This window comes from Solirubrobacter deserti (genome assembly GCF_027587175.1).
Taxonomy (GTDB): domain Bacteria; phylum Actinomycetota; class Thermoleophilia; order Solirubrobacterales; family Solirubrobacteraceae; genus Solirubrobacter; species Solirubrobacter deserti.
Genome location: NZ_JAPCID010000001.1, coordinates 26,277 through 43,976 on the forward strand (window position 1 = coordinate 26,277; position 17,700 = coordinate 43,976).

General features: G+C 72.6%; 17 protein-coding genes. 6 read left to right on the plus strand and 11 right to left on the minus strand.

Annotated features, from left to right (window positions below):
* The gene (locus OJ962_RS00150) at positions 1 to 411 is read left to right on the plus strand and encodes a cupin domain-containing protein (protein WP_202954820.1); all 411 of its coding nucleotides are present in this window, start codon (positions 1 to 3) and stop codon (positions 409 to 411) included.
* Here OJ962_RS00150 and OJ962_RS00155 read toward each other — a convergent pair.
* Both OJ962_RS00155 and tdh read right to left on the minus strand, forming a co-directional pair.
* A complete protein-coding gene (locus OJ962_RS00155) occupies positions 394 to 1,575 on the minus strand; it encodes a glycine C-acetyltransferase (protein ID WP_202955211.1) in 1,182 nt (393 codons plus the stop codon). The genes OJ962_RS00150 and OJ962_RS00155 overlap by 18 nt on opposite strands.
* Positions 1,572 to 2,600, minus strand: coding sequence for an L-threonine 3-dehydrogenase (gene tdh / locus OJ962_RS00160; protein WP_202954819.1), 1,029 nt, complete (start codon positions 2,598 to 2,600; stop codon positions 1,572 to 1,574). Before tdh ends, OJ962_RS00155 begins: the two co-directional genes overlap by 4 nt.
* 37 nt (positions 2,601 to 2,637) lie before the next feature.
* Between tdh and OJ962_RS00165 the strand changes: the two genes are divergently transcribed.
* Entirely contained in the window at positions 2,638 to 4,065 is a 1,428-nt protein-coding gene (locus OJ962_RS00165) for an amidase (RefSeq protein WP_202954818.1), read from the plus strand.
* Here OJ962_RS00165 and OJ962_RS00170 read toward each other — a convergent pair.
* Positions 4,062 to 4,976 (minus strand): SDR family oxidoreductase, encoded by a 915-nt coding sequence (locus tag OJ962_RS00170; protein WP_202954817.1) that lies wholly within the window; start codon positions 4,974 to 4,976, stop codon positions 4,062 to 4,064. The genes OJ962_RS00165 and OJ962_RS00170 overlap by 4 nt on opposite strands.
* Positions 4,977 to 5,008: 32 nt before the next feature.
* Here OJ962_RS00170 and OJ962_RS00175 point away from each other — a divergent pair, with 32 nt between their 5' ends.
* Entirely contained in the window at positions 5,009 to 5,272 is a 264-nt protein-coding gene (locus tag OJ962_RS00175; protein WP_202954816.1) for a 4Fe-4S dicluster domain-containing protein, read from the plus strand.
* A gap of 21 nt (positions 5,273 to 5,293) precedes the next feature.
* On the opposite strand, the gene OJ962_RS00180 is transcribed toward OJ962_RS00175, so the two are convergent.
* The 4 genes from OJ962_RS00180 to OJ962_RS00195 are packed head-to-tail and all read right to left on the minus strand — an operon-like array spanning position 5,294 to position 8,697.
* Positions 5,294 to 6,442 (minus strand): Mrp/NBP35 family ATP-binding protein, encoded by a 1,149-nt coding sequence (locus OJ962_RS00180; RefSeq protein ID WP_202954815.1) that lies wholly within the window; start codon positions 6,440 to 6,442, stop codon positions 5,294 to 5,296.
* Positions 6,443 to 6,463: 21 nt separating this feature from the next.
* Entirely contained in the window at positions 6,464 to 7,024 is a 561-nt protein-coding gene (locus OJ962_RS00185) for a response regulator (protein WP_202954814.1), read from the minus strand.
* Positions 7,025 to 7,084: 60 nt separating this feature from the next.
* Positions 7,085 to 7,735, minus strand: coding sequence for a response regulator (locus OJ962_RS00190; RefSeq protein ID WP_202954813.1), 651 nt, complete (start codon positions 7,733 to 7,735; stop codon positions 7,085 to 7,087).
* Entirely contained in the window at positions 7,732 to 8,697 is a 966-nt protein-coding gene (locus tag OJ962_RS00195; protein WP_202954812.1) for a sensor histidine kinase, read from the minus strand. Before OJ962_RS00195 ends, OJ962_RS00190 begins: the two co-directional genes overlap by 4 nt.
* Positions 8,698 to 9,001: 304 nt before the next feature.
* Here OJ962_RS00195 and OJ962_RS00200 point away from each other — a divergent pair, with 304 nt between their 5' ends.
* Together OJ962_RS00200 and OJ962_RS00205 are read left to right on the plus strand one after the other, a co-directional pair.
* Entirely contained in the window at positions 9,002 to 9,844 is an 843-nt protein-coding gene (locus OJ962_RS00200) for an alpha/beta hydrolase fold domain-containing protein (RefSeq protein WP_202954811.1), read from the plus strand.
* Positions 9,841 to 10,737, plus strand: a complete 897-nt coding sequence (locus OJ962_RS00205; protein ID WP_270006112.1) for an RNA polymerase subunit sigma-70 — start codon at positions 9,841 to 9,843, stop codon at positions 10,735 to 10,737. The genes OJ962_RS00200 and OJ962_RS00205 overlap by 4 nt, the downstream gene beginning before the upstream one ends.
* Before the next feature lie 155 nt (positions 10,738 to 10,892).
* On the opposite strand, the gene OJ962_RS00210 is transcribed toward OJ962_RS00205, so the two are convergent.
* From OJ962_RS00210 to OJ962_RS00220, 3 genes are all read right to left on the minus strand, one after another.
* Complete coding sequence (locus OJ962_RS00210) at positions 10,893 to 11,531, minus strand: hypothetical protein (RefSeq protein ID WP_202954809.1); 639 nt, start codon at positions 11,529 to 11,531, stop codon at positions 10,893 to 10,895.
* A 175-nt stretch (positions 11,532 to 11,706) separates the two neighbouring features.
* Positions 11,707 to 12,732, minus strand: coding sequence for a zinc-dependent metalloprotease (locus OJ962_RS00215; protein ID WP_202954808.1), 1,026 nt, complete (start codon positions 12,730 to 12,732; stop codon positions 11,707 to 11,709).
* Positions 12,733 to 12,823: 91 nt separating this feature from the next.
* Positions 12,824 to 13,600 carry an inositol monophosphatase family protein gene (locus OJ962_RS00220; protein ID WP_270006113.1) on the minus strand — a complete coding sequence of 259 codons (777 nt, stop codon included), beginning with the start codon at positions 13,598 to 13,600 and terminating at the stop codon, positions 12,824 to 12,826.
* A 64-nt stretch (positions 13,601 to 13,664) separates the two neighbouring features.
* Here OJ962_RS00220 and OJ962_RS00225 point away from each other — a divergent pair, with 64 nt between their 5' ends.
* Positions 13,665 to 16,811, plus strand: a complete 3,147-nt coding sequence (locus OJ962_RS00225) for an ATP-dependent helicase (RefSeq protein WP_202954806.1) — start codon at positions 13,665 to 13,667, stop codon at positions 16,809 to 16,811.
* Here OJ962_RS00225 and OJ962_RS00230 read toward each other — a convergent pair.
* Positions 16,808 to 17,683: a PAC2 family protein gene (locus tag OJ962_RS00230; RefSeq protein ID WP_202954805.1), complete on the minus strand. Its 876-nt coding sequence runs from the start codon at positions 17,681 to 17,683 to the stop codon at positions 16,808 to 16,810. The genes OJ962_RS00225 and OJ962_RS00230 overlap by 4 nt on opposite strands.
* Positions 17,684 to 17,700 lie beyond the last annotated feature (17 nt).

Genomic DNA, 17,700 nt, shown 5'->3' on the forward strand with positions numbered 1-17,700 from the left:
ATGGAGACCGGCGTCAGCTTCGCGAAACTCGACCCCGACACCGAAGAGCGCTTCTTCTCGCTGCGGCGCGAGCTCGGGGTCACCACGTTCGGCATCAACCAGATCCGGCTGCGCCCCGGCCAGCGCGGGCGCATCCACCGCCACTTCCACCAGGAGGAGGTCTTCCTGGTGCTCAGCGGGACCCTCACGCTCGGCATCGACGGGTCCGAGCGCGAGCTCACGCAGGGCGAGCTCGTCCGCGTCGCGCCGGAGGTCCGGCGCCAGCTGCTCAACCGCGGCACCGAGGACTGCCTGCTGCTGGCGCTCGGCAGCGCCAATGAGCACGTCGGCCGCGACGGCGAGGCCTACGAGTCGTGGGACGCCGAGACCGGCGCCCCACCGCAGCAGGTGCCGCTACCCAGCGATCTCTGAGCGCACGGCCTCGAAGGCCGCGATCGCGCGGTCGATGTCCTCGGTCGAGTGCGCGGCCGACATCTGCGTGCGGATGCGGGCCTGCTCGCGCGGGACGACCGGGAACGAGAACGCGATCACGTACACGCCGCGCTCGAGCATCGCGTCCGCGGTGCGGCCGGCGAGCACCGCGTCGCCGTACATGACCGGCACGATCGGGTGGTCACCGGGCAGGATGTCGAAGCCGAGCTCGGTCATGCGGGAGCGGAAGCGCTCCGTGTTGGCGCGCAGCTGGGCCCGCAGCTCCCCGCCGCTCTCCAGCAGCTCGAACGCCTTCAGCGACGCGGCGACGATCGGCGGCGCGAGCGTGTTGGAGAACAGGTACGGGCGCGAGCGCTGGCGCAGCAGCGCGACGATCTCGGCCCGCGCGGACGTGTAGCCGCCGGACGCGCCGCCGAGCGCCTTGCCGAGCGTGCCGGTGATGATGTCCACGCGGTCCATCACGCCCTTGAGCTCGGGCGTGCCGCGCCCGCCCTCGCCGACGAAGCCGACGGCATGGGAGTCGTCGACCATGACCATCGCGTCGTACGTCTCAGCCAGGTCGCAGATCTCATCGAGCTTGGCGACGTAACCGTCCATGGAGAAGACGCCGTCGGTGGCGATCAAGCGGCGCCGGGCGCCCGCCGTCTCCTTGAGCTTGGCCTCCAGCTCGTCCATGTCCGAGTTCGCGTAGCGGTGGCGCTGGGCCTTGCAGAGCCGGATGCCGTCGATGATCGAGGCGTGGTTGAGCGCGTCGGAGATGACGGCGTCCTCGGGCCCGAGCAGCGTCTCGAACAGGCCGCCGTTGGCGTCGAAGCAGGAGCCGTAGAGGATCGTGTCCTCCATCCCGAGGAAGCCGGAGATCTTGGCCTCCAGCTCCTTGTGGATCTCCTGGGTGCCGCAGATGAAGCGCACGGACGCCATCCCGAAGCCCCAGCGGTCCAGCGCCTCCTGGGCGGCCGCGACCAGCGCGGGGTGATCCGCGAGCCCGAGGTAGTTGTTTGCGCAGAGGTTCAGGACCTCGCCGCCCTCCACGGCCACATTGGCCTGCTGCGGGGACTGGATCACCCGCTCGGCCTTGAACAGGCCCGCCGAGCGGATCTCGTCCAGCTCGCCCGCCAACTGCTCACGCACGGAATACATCAGTCCCTCCAGTGCAGGATGACCTTGCCCGCCTCGCCGCCCGCCGCCGTGGCGAACGCCTCCTCGTGGTCCTCGGCCGCGAAGTGGTGCGTGATCACGGGCGAGATGTCGAGCCCACTCTGGACCATCACCGTCATCGCGTACCACGTCTCGTACATCTCGCGGCCGTAGATGCCCTTGATCGTGAGCATGTTGAACACGACCTGGTTCCAGTCGATCGCGAATTCCTCGGGCGGGATGCCGAGCAGCGCGATCCGGCCGCCGTGCGCCATGTTGGCGATCATGTCGCGCAGCGCGCTGGCGTTGCCCGACATCTCCAGGCCGACGTCGAAGCCCTCCTCCATGTGCAGCTCGGCCTGCACGTCGGCGAGCTTCTCCGAGCGCACGTCGACGGCGCGCGTGACGCCCATCCGGCGCGCCAGCTCGAGTCGGTGCGGGTTGACGTCGGTGATGACGACGTGGCGCGCGCCCGCGTGCCGGACGACGGCCGCGGCCATCTGCCCGATCGGGCCGGCGCCCGTGATCAGCACGTCCTCGCCCAGGACCGGGAACGCGAGCGCGGTGTGGACGGCGTTGCCGAAGGGGTCGAAGATCGACGCGACGTCACGGCTGATGTTCTTGCCGTGATGCCAGACGTTGGTCATCGGCAGCGCGATGTACTCCGCGAACGCGCCGGTCCGCGACACGCCGATTCCCTCGGTGTGCGCGCACAGGTGCCGCCGGCCCGCCATGCAGTTGCGACAGCGCCCGCAGACCAGGTGGCCCTCACCGCTGACGAGGTCGCCGGGCGCGAAGCCCGTGACGTTGTCGCCGACCGCGACCACGTCGCCCACGAACTCGTGGCCGATCACGAGCCCGACCGGGATCGTTCTCTGGGCCCAGGCGTCCCAGTTGGAGATGTGCAGGTCGGTGCCGCAGATGCCGGTGCGGTCGACGCGGATCAGCACGTCGTTGATGCCGATCTCGGGCTCGGGGACGTCCTGGAGCCACAGACCGGGCTCGGCGTGGGCTTTCACGAGTGCGCGCATAGAGCCCGCCGCAGGCTAGTAGGTAGGGTGCCGAGGGGTGGACACCGCGTTCGCTTCGGCCGTGGAGATCTCTGCGCTCGTGCGCAGCGGGGAGGCCAGCGCGCGGGAGGTGACCGAGGCCGCCCTGCGCCGGATCGAGGCGCTCGACCCCGCACTGAACGCGTTCGTGGCGGTCGACGGCGAGCGCGCCCTGGCCGACGCCGACAAGGTGCAGCCTGGCGACGCGCAGCCGTTCGCGGGCGTGCCGATCGCGGTCAAGGGCAACGTTTCGGTCGAGGGCTTCCCGCTCACCTTCGGGTCCCGGTTCGTCGAGGGCCTCCGGGCCGCCCAGGACGCGTTCCTCGTATCACGCCTGCGCGAGGCCGGATTCGTGATCGTGGGGACGACGAACCTGCCCGAGTTCGCGATCCTGCCGACGACCGAGCCGCGCTTCGGCGGCCCGACGCGCAACCCGTGGGAGCTGGACCGCACGCCGGGCGGGTCGAGCGGCGGGTCGGCGGCGGCCGTCGCGGCCGGGATGGTGCCGCTGGCGCACGGCAACGACGGCGGCGGCTCGCTTCGCATCCCCGCGGCGTGCTGCGGGCTGGTGGGACTGAAGCCGAGCCGCGGGCGCATCTCGGTCGGCCCGGCGATGGGCGACTCGTTCCTCGCCTGCCACGGCGTCCTCACGCGCACCGTCGCCGACACCGCGCACGCGCTCGACGTGCTCAACGGCTACGAGGTGGGTGACGCGACCTGGGCGCCGCGCCCCGCCGAGCCGTACGCCACGGCCCTGCGGCGCGACCCCGGGCGGCTGCGCGTGGCCGTCACCGCGGCGAACTCGCTCGGCGTCGAGCCGCCGGCCGACGCGCTGGACGGCGTCCGGCGTGGCGCGGAGATCCTGCAGGGCCTCGGCCATGAGGTGGAGGAGGTCGCCCCGCCGTTCCCGCCCGCCGAGGTGCTCGACGCGTTCATCAACGTCTTTGGGCCGATGATCGCGCTCGGCATCGAGATGCTCGTGCGCATGAAGGGCCGCGAGCCGGAGGCGGACGAGATCGAGCCGCTGTCACGCGCGGTGCTCGAGCGGGCGCGCAACACGCCGGCCGTCACCTACCTGAGCACGCTCGCGGAGCTCCAGGCGCTCGCCCGCCGGATCGTCGGGTTCTTCGCCGACTACGACGTGCTCGTCACGCCGGCCTTGGGCGCCCGGCCGCTGTTGATCGGCGAGTGCCACGGCTACGGTGAGGACCCGATGGGCGACCTGGCGCGCTCCGGGCTGTTCACGCCGTACACGTCGCTGTTCAACGTGACGGGCCAGCCCGCGATCTCCGTGCCGGTCGGGCTGGGCGCGGACGGGCTGCCGGTCGGCATCCAGATCGTCGGGCGCCCGCTGGCCGAGGACCGGCTGCTGCAGCTGGCTCGGCAGCTCGAATACGCCAGCCCTTGGGCACACCTGCGCCCAGAAGATCCGCGAGGCGATCTCTAAGCGCTGTCGCTTGGCGCCGACGAAGTCGGTTGCCGCGATCTTGCGCCCAGGACCGCCGGCATCCGCCGCGGCGTGACGCCGAGGGCCTCGGCGTCGGCGGTGCCGCGGGCGCTGAGCATCTCGACGGCGAGCAGCTGCGCCTCGTCCCAGGTGATCAGGGACGTCGGGCCGGCGAGCGTCTCCTCGGCGCGCAGCGCGGCCCGCAGGCCGACCAGCGGGAGCGGCAGCGCGCGGCGGCGCCGGCCGGCGGCCGCGAGCACGAGCCGGACGATCTCGCGCTGCGTGAGCGTCTCCGGACCGGCGAGCTCGAAGCGCCGCTGTCCCTCGGGTGACTGCAGGGCGGCGAGCACCGCGTCCGCCATGTCCTCGGCCCAGATCGGCTGGGTGCGCGCGATGCCACGGCCGACGAGCGGGACCGCGGGCAGGTAGCCGAGCCGCTCGATCCACAGCAGGTGCGGGTCGCCGGGCGTGTAGATGAGCGAGTGGGCGAGCGTCGTCGTCGGGATGTCGGCGGCTTCGATGGCGGCCGCGGCGAGCGCCTTCGCGCGGTGCATCCGCATCGGGTGGTGCGGCGTCGCGCCAAGCGGCGTGATCCACACGAAGTGGCGCGCCCCCGCTCGCTCAGCCGCACGCAGCAGGCGGAACGAGGCGAGGCCGTTGAGCTCCTCGACCGTCGCGCGGGCCTGGTCGCGCGCGCCGCCCGCCAGGTGCACGACGGTGTCCACGCCGCGCAGCGCATGGCGCCACGAAGCCGGATCGGCCAGATCTCCGATCGACAATTGCACCCTTACCCGCTCGGGGCCCAGGCGGCGCGGATCGCGCACCAGACACCGCACTGGCACGCGGTTTGCGACCAGTCGGCGCAGGACGGCGTGGCCCAGAAGTCCGGTAGCTCCCGTCAGGAGAAGCACAGTCGATCACCAGCCTATGCGACCATGGGGCCATGGCCTACGTGATCGCCGAGCCCTGTGTGGGAACCAAGGACAACTCCTGCGTCGAGGTCTGCCCCGTCGACTGCATCCACCCGACGCCCGACGAGCCGGACTACGACAAGGTCGAACAGCTCTACATCGACCCGGACGAGTGCATCGACTGCGACGCCTGCGTCGAAGCGTGCCCGGTCGACGCGTGCTTCGCTGAAGACCAGCTGCCCGACGAGTGGGCGCAGTTCGCGGAGCGCAACGCGGCCTACTTCGCAGGAAAGTAGGCCGCGACCTCGCTAGGTCCGTTATCCGGCCATGGGGAGTGACATCCCGACCGGCTGGGGCGGCCCGGTCTGGACGACTTCCAGCACCGGGAGGGAAACGGGCTTGGCGGGCGCCATCGCGATGAGCCCGCGGGCCGTGTGGCGGATCGCCTGCGCGGCCGCGTCGTCGGGATCGACGGCGACGAGCGGGATGCCGGCGTCCGCGTGGGCGCGCAGCGGCATCGTCAGCGGGACCTGGCCGAGCAGCGGCACGTCGAGCTCGTCGGCCAGGGTCTGGCCGCCGCCCTCGCCGAAGATCGGGTAGTGGTCACCGCCCGGCGCGGTGAAGCCGGACATGTTCTCGACGACGGCCGAGATCTCCAGGTTGACCTTGTCGGCCATCTGGGCGGAGCGGCGCGCGACCTTCTGCGCGACGTCCTGCGGCGTCGTGACGATCATGAACGTGGCCTGCGGGAGCAGCTGGCTGAGCGTCATCGACACGTCGCCGGTGCCCGGCGGCAGGTCGATCAGCAGGTAGTCGAGCTCGCCCCAGGCGACGTCGTCGAGGAACTGCGTGAGCGCCTTGTGGAGCATCGGGCCGCGCCACACGACCGCCTCGTCCTCCTTGAGGAAGAAGCCGATCGAGATGACCTTGATGCCGTGCGACTCGAGCGGGAGGATCTTGCGCTCGGCGTTCACGGACGGGCGCTGGCCGCCGAGGCCGAGCATGCGCGGGATGCTGTAGCCCCACACGTCCGCGTCCAGGACGCCGACCTTCTTGCCCTCGGCGTGCAGCGCCGCGGCGAGGTTGACGGTCAGCGTGGACTTGCCCACGCCGCCCTTGCCGGAGCCGACGCACACCACGTTCGCGACCTGCGCGAGCGCGCCCGCGGGCAGGCCGGAGTTGCGGCCCAGCGTGCGCTGGAGGCCCTGCTTCTCGGCGTCAGTGAGCACGTCGAACCCGACGTTGACCGCCGTGACGCCTTCGAGCGCGTTGACGGCGTTGGTCACGCCGGACTGGAAATGGCCTTTGATCGGGCAGCCGGGGGTCGTCAACGAGACCGTGACGTTCACGGCACCGGTCTCGGCGATGTCGATCGAGCGGACCATCCCGAGCGTGACGATGTCTTTGTGCAGCTCGGGGTCGATGACGACCTTGAGCGCCTCGAGGATCTGGTCTCTCGTGGGCATACCCCTATTGTCGCAGGCGCCTTATGCGGCGGCGAGCGGCCGTCGGCCATCAAGGCGCGCGAGGATCTGCGCGCGGCGGGCGAGCGCCTGCTCGCGCGTGAGCCCGAGCGTCGTCGCCACCTCTTCCTCGGCCACCCCGTGCACGAGCATGCCGAGCACCGCGAGCTCCGGCGCTTCGAGCCGCGCGCCGAGCGCCCGCAGCGCTCGCGGGTCCACCGTGGGGCGGACCTCGCCGCGCAGGACGGCGGTCAGGACGTGGGGTGGCGCGGACTTGGCGAGCACGGCCGAGGCGCCGGCGATCGCTGCCCGGACGGCGAGGCCGTCGTTGGCGAACGCGCTATAGATCACGACCCGCGGCGGCATGGGCAGCGCGCGCGTGCGCAGGCACAGGCTCAGGCCGTCGTCGTCCGGCAGGTGCAGGTCCAGGAGCGCGATGTCCGGGCGCAGGTCGGCGATCGCCTCGAAGCCTTCGCGCGCCGTCGCGGCGGACGCGACGACGCGCAGGCCCTCACCCTCCTCGAGCAAGCCGATCAGACCGGAGCGGACCGCCGGGTGGTCGTCGACGATCACGAGCTCCAGCATGGTTCCGATGGTGCTGGAGGCCGGGCCGGAGCGCCATCCGGGACGCCCCCCATTTGCGCCCTATGGCTCCACCAGCCCGCGCCGGATGGCGTAGCGGACGAGCTCCACACGGTCGCGCATGCCGAGCTTGGCGAGGATGTTCGTGCGGTGGCGCTCCACCGTCTTCTCGCTCAGGACCAGCTCGCCGGCGATCTCACGCGTGGTGCGCGCCTCGGCGATCAGCTTGACGATCTCGACCTCGCGCGGGGTGAGCGGGTCGTCGGGCGGCGTGTCACCGCGGCGGGCGCGCTCGACGAAGTCCCGCATGAGCGCGCGGACGGCGCCGGGGTACAGGAACGGCTCGCCGCGCATCGTGGCGCGGCAGGCCTCGACCAGGTCGCGGTCGGCGACGGACTTGAGCACGTAGCCGGACGCGCCCGACCGCAGCGCCTCGAACAGGTACTGCTCGTTGTCGTGCATCGAGAGGATCAGGACCCGGAGGCCCTCGCGGCGGGATGTGAGCTCCCTGGCCGCCTGCAGACCCGTCATGCGCGGCATCGAGATGTCCAGCACGGCGAGGTCGACGTCGTCGCGCAGGCCGCGCTCGACCGCTTCGGCGCCGTCCCCGACCTCGGCGACGACCCGCAGGTCCGGCTCGCCCTCGAGCACGAGGCGCAGGCCGCGGCGGACGACCGCGTGGTCGTCGGCGAGCATGATGCGGGTCTGGGTCATGGCTCCGGCAGCTCCAACGTGATGCGCGCTCCGCCCAGCGGGCTCGCGGAGAGCTTGAGCGCGCCGCCGACGAGCACCGCCCGCTCGCGCATCCCGCGGATGCCGCTGCCGTCGTGCGCGTTCGGCGGCAGGCCGGAGCCGTCGTCTCCGACCTCCAGGAGCGGACGGCCACCCTGGAGGTGCAGCTTCACCTCGGCGTGCCTGGCGCCCGAGTGGCGGGCGACGTTCGTCAGCGCCTCCTGCGCGACGCGGTAGAGCACGAGCTCCTCGTCCGGGTTGAAGGCGAGGCCAGGCTGCACCTGCACGTCGACCGACAGCTCGCTGTGCTCGGCGACGCGCTCGCCCAGCACGAGCAGCGCGCTCGCGAGGCCGAGGTCGTCGAGCGCCTCCGGACGCAGCCGCCGCGCGATCCGACGCACCTCTTCGAGGCTCTCGCGCGCGGTCTCCTGCGCTTCGACCACCGCGGGACGCGCGGTGTCGTCGACGTCGCGCGCGACGCGGCCGAGCTGCAGCACCACGCCCGTGAGCGACTGGCCGACGCCGTCGTGGAGCTCCTGCGCGACCCTGAGCCGCTCGCCCTCCTGGGCCGCGAGCGCCCGCGCGACGCTCTCCCGGCGCTCGGCCTCGAGCCGGTCGAGCATCTCGTTGAACGCGTCCGCGAGCTCGGTCGCCTCCGAGTCCCCGCCCGCGACCTGCAGCCGCCGGCCCGGCTCGAGCGGATCGATCCGCCGCGCGAAGGCGGTCAGCTCCCGCAGCGGCCCGAGCGCGCGTCGCAGCAGCAGCAGGTTGAAGGCGAGCATGACGACGAGCCCGCCGGCGAAGATCGCCAGCTCGCGGACGGCGACGTCATCCGTGGCGGGCGCGAAGATCAGCGCCGTGATCACGCACGCGGCCGCCAGCACCGCGGCGTTGCCGATGGCCACCCGCCAGAACAGCGCCGGACCGCGAGACCGTGAAGACACGGCACTCAGTCTGACCACTACCGAGGAGACGGAGTCGGGCGCCACCGGCACGCTAACCGAAGCGTGCTCGAGGGGGTCTGGCCGCGGGCACGCCGCCAGTGAAACGGCCAGCGATGCCGGTGGGCCCTACGTCCATGTCGCGGGACGGATACTCACACCGCCGGCTGGCGTTCGGTATGGGGGACACCCCGTATCTGAGCCCGGGGCGCCCCGCTAAACGCTCGCTAAGCCGCCCCGGCGTTCAGGCCGGCGAAGCGGCCGCCCTCGACCGATTCCTTTGCCACCGGGGCGGGGTCTACCCCCCATGACCACGTCCACTGATCCGAACCGCGTCCACTGGGAAGCGACCGCCCGCGACGAGCCGACCGACTGGGCGGGGCTCGCAACCGAGCCCGACGGCATCGACGAGGAGTGGGTCGATGCTCCGGCCGGGCTCTGGCTGCGGCCGCCTGACGCCCCGGCCGGGGTCGTGACCCTGGCCATCCACGGCGGCGGCTTCGTCAGCGGCTCGGCCGCGACTCACCGGCGGATGTTCGGCCACCTGGCGCGCGCCTCGGGCGCGGCGACCTTCGTGGTCGAGTACGGGCTCGTGCCCGACCACGTGTTCCCCAGTCAGCTCGACAGCGTGACGGTCGCCTATCAGTGGCTGCTCGACCGCGGAGCGTCGCGGGTTGCGGTCGCGGGTGACTCGTGTGGCGCGGGACTGGCGCTGGCGCTCGCGCTGCGCGCCCGCGCCACCGGTGTTGCGCTGCCTGCGTCGCTGTTGTTGATCTCGGCCTGGACCGACCTGGAAGCGACCGGCGGCTCATACGACAGCGGCCGCGACCCGTTCTTCACCCGCGAGGTCGTGCGGGCGCTGAGTGCCGGCTACCTGGCCGGTGCCGACCCGCACGACCCACTCGCCGCGCCCGCCCACGCCGACGTCCACGGCCTGCCGGCGACGTATCTTCAGGTCGGTGCCGACGAGGCGCTGCTCGATGACAGCAGGCAACTGGCGAGCCGGATGCGAGCCGCGGGGGTCGACGTCCGCCTCGATGCGTTCGCCGGCCAGCTGCATTCCTTCCAGATGGCCGCGGGCCGCACCGACGTGGCGAACGATGCGATCGGGAGGGGCGGGTCGTGGCTGCGCTCGACGCTGATGGCGTGAAGCGGTTCGAGAGCGCGTCCGCTGAGCTGCGCAGCGAGCTGCTCGCGCACTGCTATCGGATGCTCGGGTCCTGGGACGACGCCGAGGATGCCGTGCAGGAGACCTATCTGCGTGGCTACCGGGCCTGGGACGGCTTCCAGGAGCGCGCCTCGGTGCGCACCTGGCTCTATCGGATCGCCACCAACGTCTGCCTCAACGCCGCGCGGGACCGCTCCCGCCGCGCGCTGCCGTCCGGGATCGGAGCCCCGGACGATCGCCCCGGCGATCCCCCGGACGTCCTGGCGCAGGAGCACTGGATCCAGCCGTTCGCCGGCGATCGCGCCGACCTGCGACTCGCGCTCATCGCCGGGATGCAGACGCTGCCGGCGCCGCAGCGCGCCGCGCTGCTGTTGCGGGACGTGCTCGGATTCTCGGCCGCCGATGCCGCCGCGATGCTCGAGACGTCGGTGCCGGCCGTCAAAAGCCGCCTGCAACGTGCCCGGGCGAGCCTTGCCGACGCCGCGCTCGTCCCAGACGACATCGTCGAGCCCAGCGCCCCCGAGGCGCGACGACTGCTCGACACCTATATCCGGGCCTTCGAGACCGCCGACGTCCATGCGCTGACGGCCGTGCTGCGCGCCGACGCGACCCTCGAGCTGGTGCCGACTCGATCCTGGTTCGCCGGCAAGGTCGCCTGCGGTCGCGTCCTCGCCGACGCGGTCGGCGACCCCGGCGACTGGCGTATGGACCGCACTGTGGCGAACGGTCAGCCGGCGGTCGCCGCGTCCCTGCACGGGCAGCCCTTCGGCCTCGCGGTGCTCGACGTGCGCCGGGACGCGATCGCCGGCATCACGGTGTTCGGCGACCCCGCGCTGGTCGAGCGGTTCACGAACGGACGGAGCCGCAGCGGTTAAACACCACCGCCGCCCCACAAGGGGACGGCGGCTGAGGGAGGAGAGGGTGCTACCACCCACTGGTGGACCCAGTGAGTCCCGCCGACGGAATATGAGGTCGGCAGGCTTACCCGCGGATCGCGACCCTCTCCGGAGCGCGAGGCGGGGGAAGTTCGTTACACCAGCGCGGTGACGCGCTCCTTGGCGATCGTGCCGACGCGCGACACGGTGGAGATGCCGAGCTGGGCGACGCCCTCGACGCGCGAGGAGACGCCGGCGATCTGCTCCGTCACGACGTTGCCGCGACGGTCGGCGTCGCGCTCGACCGCGTTGCGGTTGCGGCGGACGGTGCGCTCGAGGCGGGTGCGCGCCTTCTTGACGTCGCGCTCGAGGTTGTTGCGGGCCTTGAGGCCGCGGCGCTCGTAGCGGCCCTGCAGCTTGTTGAGCTCGCGCTCGGTCTTCTTGCGGGTGCCGAGCGTGTCGACGACCGTGCCGGCGGCGCCGACGATGCGGTCGCGCGCCTCGAGCGTGGCGCCGACGTACGTGAGCGCAGCGCGCTCGGCGAGCGACTTGCCCTGCTCGGCCGTGACGCGAGCGGCGCGCGCCTGGGCCGAAGCGGCCTCGCGCGTCTCGTTGGCGGCCTGCGTGCGGACGCGACGACCGGTGGTGCGCGACGGCGTGGTGGCCGTGGTGCGGCGCGCCGCGGGCTTGCGCTTCGCGGCGGCCTTGCGCTTCGCGGCGGCCTTGCGCTTGGCAGCAGCCGGCTTCTTCGCGGAAGTCGTCGAGTTGGAAGTGGTGTTGGTGTTCTCGGCCATGTGGCTCGTTCCCCCTGCCCTACAGGTTCAGGTTCTGGTTCTTTAGGTTCTGTTCGCCTCGGTCGCTCCCGGCGAACATATGTACGTAAACCCGAGACCCCTGTCGGTTACAGCGGTAGGAGTGTTTGTAGCAGCAGCTGGGATCCCAGCTGTAAACGTCCCGTAAAAGCGGAGTTCAGAACGCAGGTTCGACGCGCTCGGTGCGGGCCAGCCAGCCCACTGCGTCGTCGAGCTCGGCCACGCTGGGCATGGCCTCCGGCGCGCTCCAAACCCGGTTCAGGCCGTCGATTCCGGCCCGCGCGACCACCGCGTCGCAGAACGCCTTGCCCTGCTCGTACTGGCGCAGCTTGAGATCCATGCCGATCAGCCGCTCGAGGATCTTCAGCAGCCCGGAGCGATCCCGGCGGCGGCGCTGCAGTGCGGAGCGCAAGGCGGGCAGATCGTCGAGGACGTCCGCGCCGACGGCGTCCATCACGTGCTCGGCGTAGCCCTCCAGCACGGCCATGAACGCCTGCACGCGGTCCAACGTCTCGCGCTTGTCCGCGCCGACCATGACGGTCGCGAGCCCGTCCTCGCGCACACGCTCGAACGCGGCGCGCAGATCTGTGAGGTCGGGCACACGCAGCAGCGAGCGCGGGTCCATCTCCAACGCACCGAGCAGTTCGCGCAGCATCGACGCCAGGTGCTCGCGCAGCCACGGGACGCCGCCGAACTGCAGCGCGTGCGTCATCTCGTGCAGCGCGACCCAGCGCAACAGCTGGTCGGCCGGCGCGTCCAGCGAGGTCGCGGCCTGCGCGAGGTTCGGTGCGACGAACAGCAGCCGCGCGGGCTTGTCCGGCTCCAGCACCGGGAACTCGTACTGCCCGAGCACGCGTCCGGCCAAGAAGCCGCTGATCGCGCCCGCCTCGACCGCCATCACGCTCCCCGCGATCACGCCCAGCGGCCCGAGCTTGCCGCCGATCCGCCCGACGGCCGGCTCCATCACGATCTGCAGCGAGGCGAGGTTCGCGTCGATCCAGGCCGGCCGCTCGACCGCCTCGGCCGGCGGCGTGGCAGGCGCGACGAGGCCGGTGTAGGCGGAGACGAGGCGCTCCGCCTCGGCGGCGGGCTCGGCCAGTTGCTCGAACGGCTCCGGGTTGCCGGCGGGCTGCATGTTGGCGACGCCGCGGGCCACGGTCCCGGCGAGCTTCCAGTCGATCACCCAGTCCAGGATGCCACGCCCCAGGAGCCGCCCGGCCGAGACGGGCGCGGCGGCCGCCCGCCGCGTGCGGGCGGCGACAAGTGCGGCCGGGCTAGGGCCAGGCGGGAACCCGCCGCACGCCGGCGAGGCCCTCGTCCGTGCGCGCCGCGATCACGGGCGAGCGCGGCTCGAGGTCCAGCGGCGCGGCCAGCGGGTCGTCGAACGCGATGAACTCGACGCGGCCGCCCGCCTCGCGCACGATCAGCTGCGCCGCGGCGGCGTCCACGGCGCGACAGCGCTTGAGCGACGCCATCGCGTCGAAGCGCCCCGCCGCGACCTGGCACAGGGACACCGCGATCGCGCCGATCGCGCGCAGCCGGTGCGCGGTCTCGGCCAGCGCGTCGGCGGACTGGACGACCCAGCGCGGGTCCGCGGACTCGATGCCGAGCACCTCGAGCTTGCCCTCGCTCGTGCGCCGCTCGCCGAGCGAGCAGTCCAGCTCCACACCGTCCAGCCGGGCGCCGCCGCCGCGCGTGGCGACCCATTCCTCGTCGGGCCCGAAGTCCTGTACGAACCCGAACACGACGTCAGCCATCGTGGACCCTTCGCTGACCGCGACCGACAGCGCGAAGTGCGGCAGGCCGCGCTTGGCGTTGACCGAGCCGTCGATCGGGTCGATGACCACGAGCCGGTCCGGGTCGCCGAAGTCGACGATGCCGGCTTCCTCGCTGACGGCCGTGAAGCGCGCACCCGCGTCGTGCAGCTTCTGCAGCTCGGCGAACACGACGTCCTCGGCGATCTGGTCGATCTCCAGGGTCTTGTCACCGCCCTCGCCGCGCGTACCCGTCTCGATCACGCGTTCGGCGATCGTCGGCTTGTCGGCGAGCATTGCCCGGATCGCGTCGGCGGATCGCCGACACGCTCCAAGCCAGTCAGGGGCAGAGTCGGCGGCCATGCGCGCCTATCCTACGGCGGTGCCCACGCTGCTCGTGCCGACCTCCGCCCAGCGCGAGGCCGTCGAGCACTCCGGCGGCCCGCTGCTCGTGCTCGGCGGCGCGGGGACGGGCAAGACGACCACGCTCGTCGAGCGCTTCGACCACCTGGCGCAGGACGTTCCGCCTGAGACGCTGCTCGCGCTGACGCTGCACCCCGACCCGCTGCGCGAGCGTCTCGAGGAGCGCCTGACGGTCCCGTACGAGGAGCTCACGGTCACCACGTTCGGCGGCCTGTGCGCGCGGCTGCTGCGCGACGAGGCGCTGGAGGCGGGCATCGACCCGTTCGCGACGCCCGTCAGCGCCGCCGACCGGCTCGCGATGCTGCTCGAGCACATCGACCGCCTCCCGCTGCGCCACCACGACCTGCGCGGCAACCCGAGCGCGACGCTCGGCGAGATCGTCCGCCGCATCGACCACCTCAAGGAGGAGCTGGTCTCCGGCGCGGACTACGCGGCCTGGGCCGCCCGCCTGCCCGAGGACCCGCACGGCGCGCGCGAGCGCGAGTTCGCCGCGCTCTACGCCGCCCACGACGGCCTGCTGCAGGACGCCGGCGCGCTGGACGCCGGCGACCTCGTCCTGATCGCCTTCCGCGTCCTGCGCGAGAAGCCGCACGTGCGCGCCCGGATGGCCAGCCGCTACCGCCACGTGCTGGTGGACGAGCTGCAGGACGCGAGCTTCGCCCAGGGCCTGCTCCTGCGCCTGCTCGTCGCCGAGCACGGCGGGATCAGCGCGTTCGCCGACGACGACCAGGCCATCCACCGGTATCGCGGCGCCGCCACCAAGAACATCCGCGACTTCCGGGCCGAGTGGCCGCATGCGACGCTCGTCCGGCTGGACACGTCCCAGCGCTCCGCCCAGCGGATCGTCACCGCCGCCGAGGCCGTGGTCGCGCCGATCGAGGACCGCCTGGCCAAGCAGACGACCGCGCGCGCCGAAGGCGGGGAGGTCGCGTTCTGGAGCTGCGCTTCCGAGCGAGCGCAGGCCCAGGCGGTCGCGGCGGACGTCGAGCGCCTGATCGCCCGCGGCGCGGCCGCGCCGGAGGACATCTGCGTGCTCGTGCGCTCCGTGCGCGCGGAGGGGCAGGCGGTCGCCGTCGCGTTCGAGGAGCGGGCCGTCCCGTACCACCTGAGCGGCGCGGCGGCGTTCTTCCAGCGCGCCGAGATCCGCGACCTGCTCGCCTGGCTCCGCCTGCTCGTGGACCCGGGCGACGCCGGCGCCGTCGTGCGCGCACTCGCCCGCCCGCCGGTGGAGCTGCGCGCGGTCGACCTCGCCCGCGTCACCCAGATCGCGCGCCGCCGCAAGCTGGACATGGTGGCCGCGCTGAGCGCCGCGCTCGAGTCCCCGCAGATCCCGCCCGAGGCGCGCGACCGCATCCAGGTCTTCCTCAAGCTCTACCGCTCGGCCGCCGGCGCGATCGACACCACCCGCCCGGACCTCTACGTGCACCGGCTGGTGGAGCGCCTCGGGCTCCGCCGCCAGCTGCTGTTCGCGGCCACCACCGAGGTCGTCGAGCGCCTGCGCAACCTCGCGCGCTTCGCCGAGATCGCGGCGCAGTACGTGCGTCGCGCGCCGCAGGCCACGGCGCGGGAGTTCGCGCGCTCGATCGCCGCCGTCGCCGACGCCGGCCTGCGCGAGGAGGAGGCCGCGGGCGCCGAGTCCGCGCGCGGCGTGCGCGTGATGACGATGCACGACGCCAAGGGCCACGAGTTCGAGCACGTCTACGTTCTCGGCCTGATGAGCGCGCGCATGCCCGGCCCGCGCCGCCAGACGCTGGAGCCGATCCCCGACGCGCTGCTCAAGGAGGCCGTGCCGAAGGCCTCGCGGGAGGCGCACGCCGCGGGCATGCGGCGGCTGCTGCACGTCGCGATGACCCGCGCGCGCACTCGCCTCGTCCTCGCCTACCCCGAGAAGACCGACCGCGGCGCCGCGCAGCAGCCGTCCCCGTACGCCGAGGAAGCGCGTGCCGCAGTGCAAGGCGAGTGGGAGCCGCGCGAGGAGGAGCTGTTCGGGCCCGCCGAGACGCTGCAGTCGACGTTCCGGCTGCTGCGCGACGAGCTGCTGACGACCGTCGCCCAGGTCGGCGGCCGGCTCGGCGAGCTGCGCTTCGACACCGACCTCGACGTCTCCCACGCCGTCGTCCGCTACCTCGAGCTGCTCAAGCTCTCCGCTCTGCTCGAACGCACGCGCTCGGGCGAGCTGTCGGTCGAGGAGGCGCTGCCGGACATCAACGCCCGCCTGCTGCAGGCCTCCACGTCCGAGCAGCGCGAGATCTTCGAGACCAGCGCGCTGGACGAGTACCTGCTGGACGCCGAGCGCGACGAGCGGGCTCGCGCGCGGGCGGTCGCGGCCCGCAACGAGCCGTCGCTGGAGACCTTCCTCCCCCGGCGCGGCGACGGCCTGCTGCTGTCGGCCACGGACATCGAGACCTATCGAACGTGCCCGCTCAAGTACAAGTTCGCGCGCGTGTTCCGGATTCCGAGCGAGCCGACGATGAATCAGCGCTTCGGCATCCTCGTCCACCAGGTGCTCGAGCGCTACCACGGCGCCACCAACGCCGGGCTGCCGGAGATGCTCGGCCTGCTGGAGGCGGGGTGGCGCCGCGGCGGCTTCGGCGACTCCGAGGAGGAGCGCCAGTTCCGCGCCAAGGCGACGTCCGCGCTCGTGCGCTACCACGACCGCTTCAAGGAGGAGGACGGCCAGCCGGTCTGGTTCGAGCGCTCCTTCCAGTTCCGCATGGGCAAGCACCTGCTGCGCGGGCGCGTGGACCGCGTGGACCGGCTGCCGGACGGCGGCTACGAGCTGATCGACTACAAGACCGGCCGCCCGAAGACGCCCGCCCAGCTGCGCGAGGACGTCCAGCTCTCGCTCTACGCCGTCGGCGCGCGGGAGTCGTGGGAGCTCGAGGCCGCCTCGCAGACCTACTACTACGTGCTCGACGACGAGAAGGTCGCCGTCGAACGTGACGAGGAGGACCGCGACTGGATCACCGAGACGGTGATGACGGTCGCCGACGGGATCGAGTCACAGGGCTTCGAGCCGACGCCCTCGTGGAGCGCCTGCTCGATGTGCGACTACCGGATCGCCTGCCCCGCTGCGGAGCGCTAACCGGGCTGGTCGCCGCGCTGGCGCAGGAAGCGCTGGAACTCGCGCGCGATCACGTCGCCCGACGGCAGTGAGCCGGGATCGGGGCGGCCGGACTCCTCGTCCGCGGCCCGCTCCAGCCGCTCCACGAACGCCTGCACGTCCGGGTCCAGCTCGACGGCGCGGGAGACCTGCTGCTCGTACTCACCAGCCGCGTCCTCGAGGTCGGTCGCGTCCACCGTCACGCCCACCAGGGACTCGAGCCGGCGCAGCAGCGCCAGCGCGCCCTTCGGGTTCGGCGCGACCGCCACGTAGTGCGGCACGGCCGCCCACAGCGAGGCGGCGGGCAGGCCGGCTTCCGTGAACGCCTGGTGCAGCACGCCGACGATGCCCGTCGGCCCCTCGTAGGTGGGCGGCGTCAGCGCAAGCCGCTCCACCAGGCCGGGGTCGGACGCGTGCGCGGTGACCGAGACGGGGCGCGAGTGCGGCACGTCGGCCAGCAGCGCGCCGAGCATCACGGCCATCTGCACGCCGAGCGCCTCGGCCAGATCGACGACGGTGCGGCTGAAGGTGCGCCACCGGAACGCGGGCTCGGGGCCGGACAGCAGGATCAGGTCACGCGGCGCCCGCGGGATGCGGACGGCGTGGATCTCGAACTCCGGCCAGTCGATCGTCCGCGTGACGCCGTCGACCAGGCGCACCGTCGGGCGGGTGGTCTGAAAGTCGACGAACTCCTCGGGATCGATCGACGCGAAGGACTCGGCGCCCAGGCTGCTCGCCACGAAGGTGAGCGCGGACGTCGCGGACTCGCCCGCGTCGTTCCAGCCTTTGAAGGCGCACACGAGGGCCGGGGCCCGAAGGCCATCAGGACGGGACTCCCAGCGCAGCGGCTGCATGAGACTCACGGTACCGC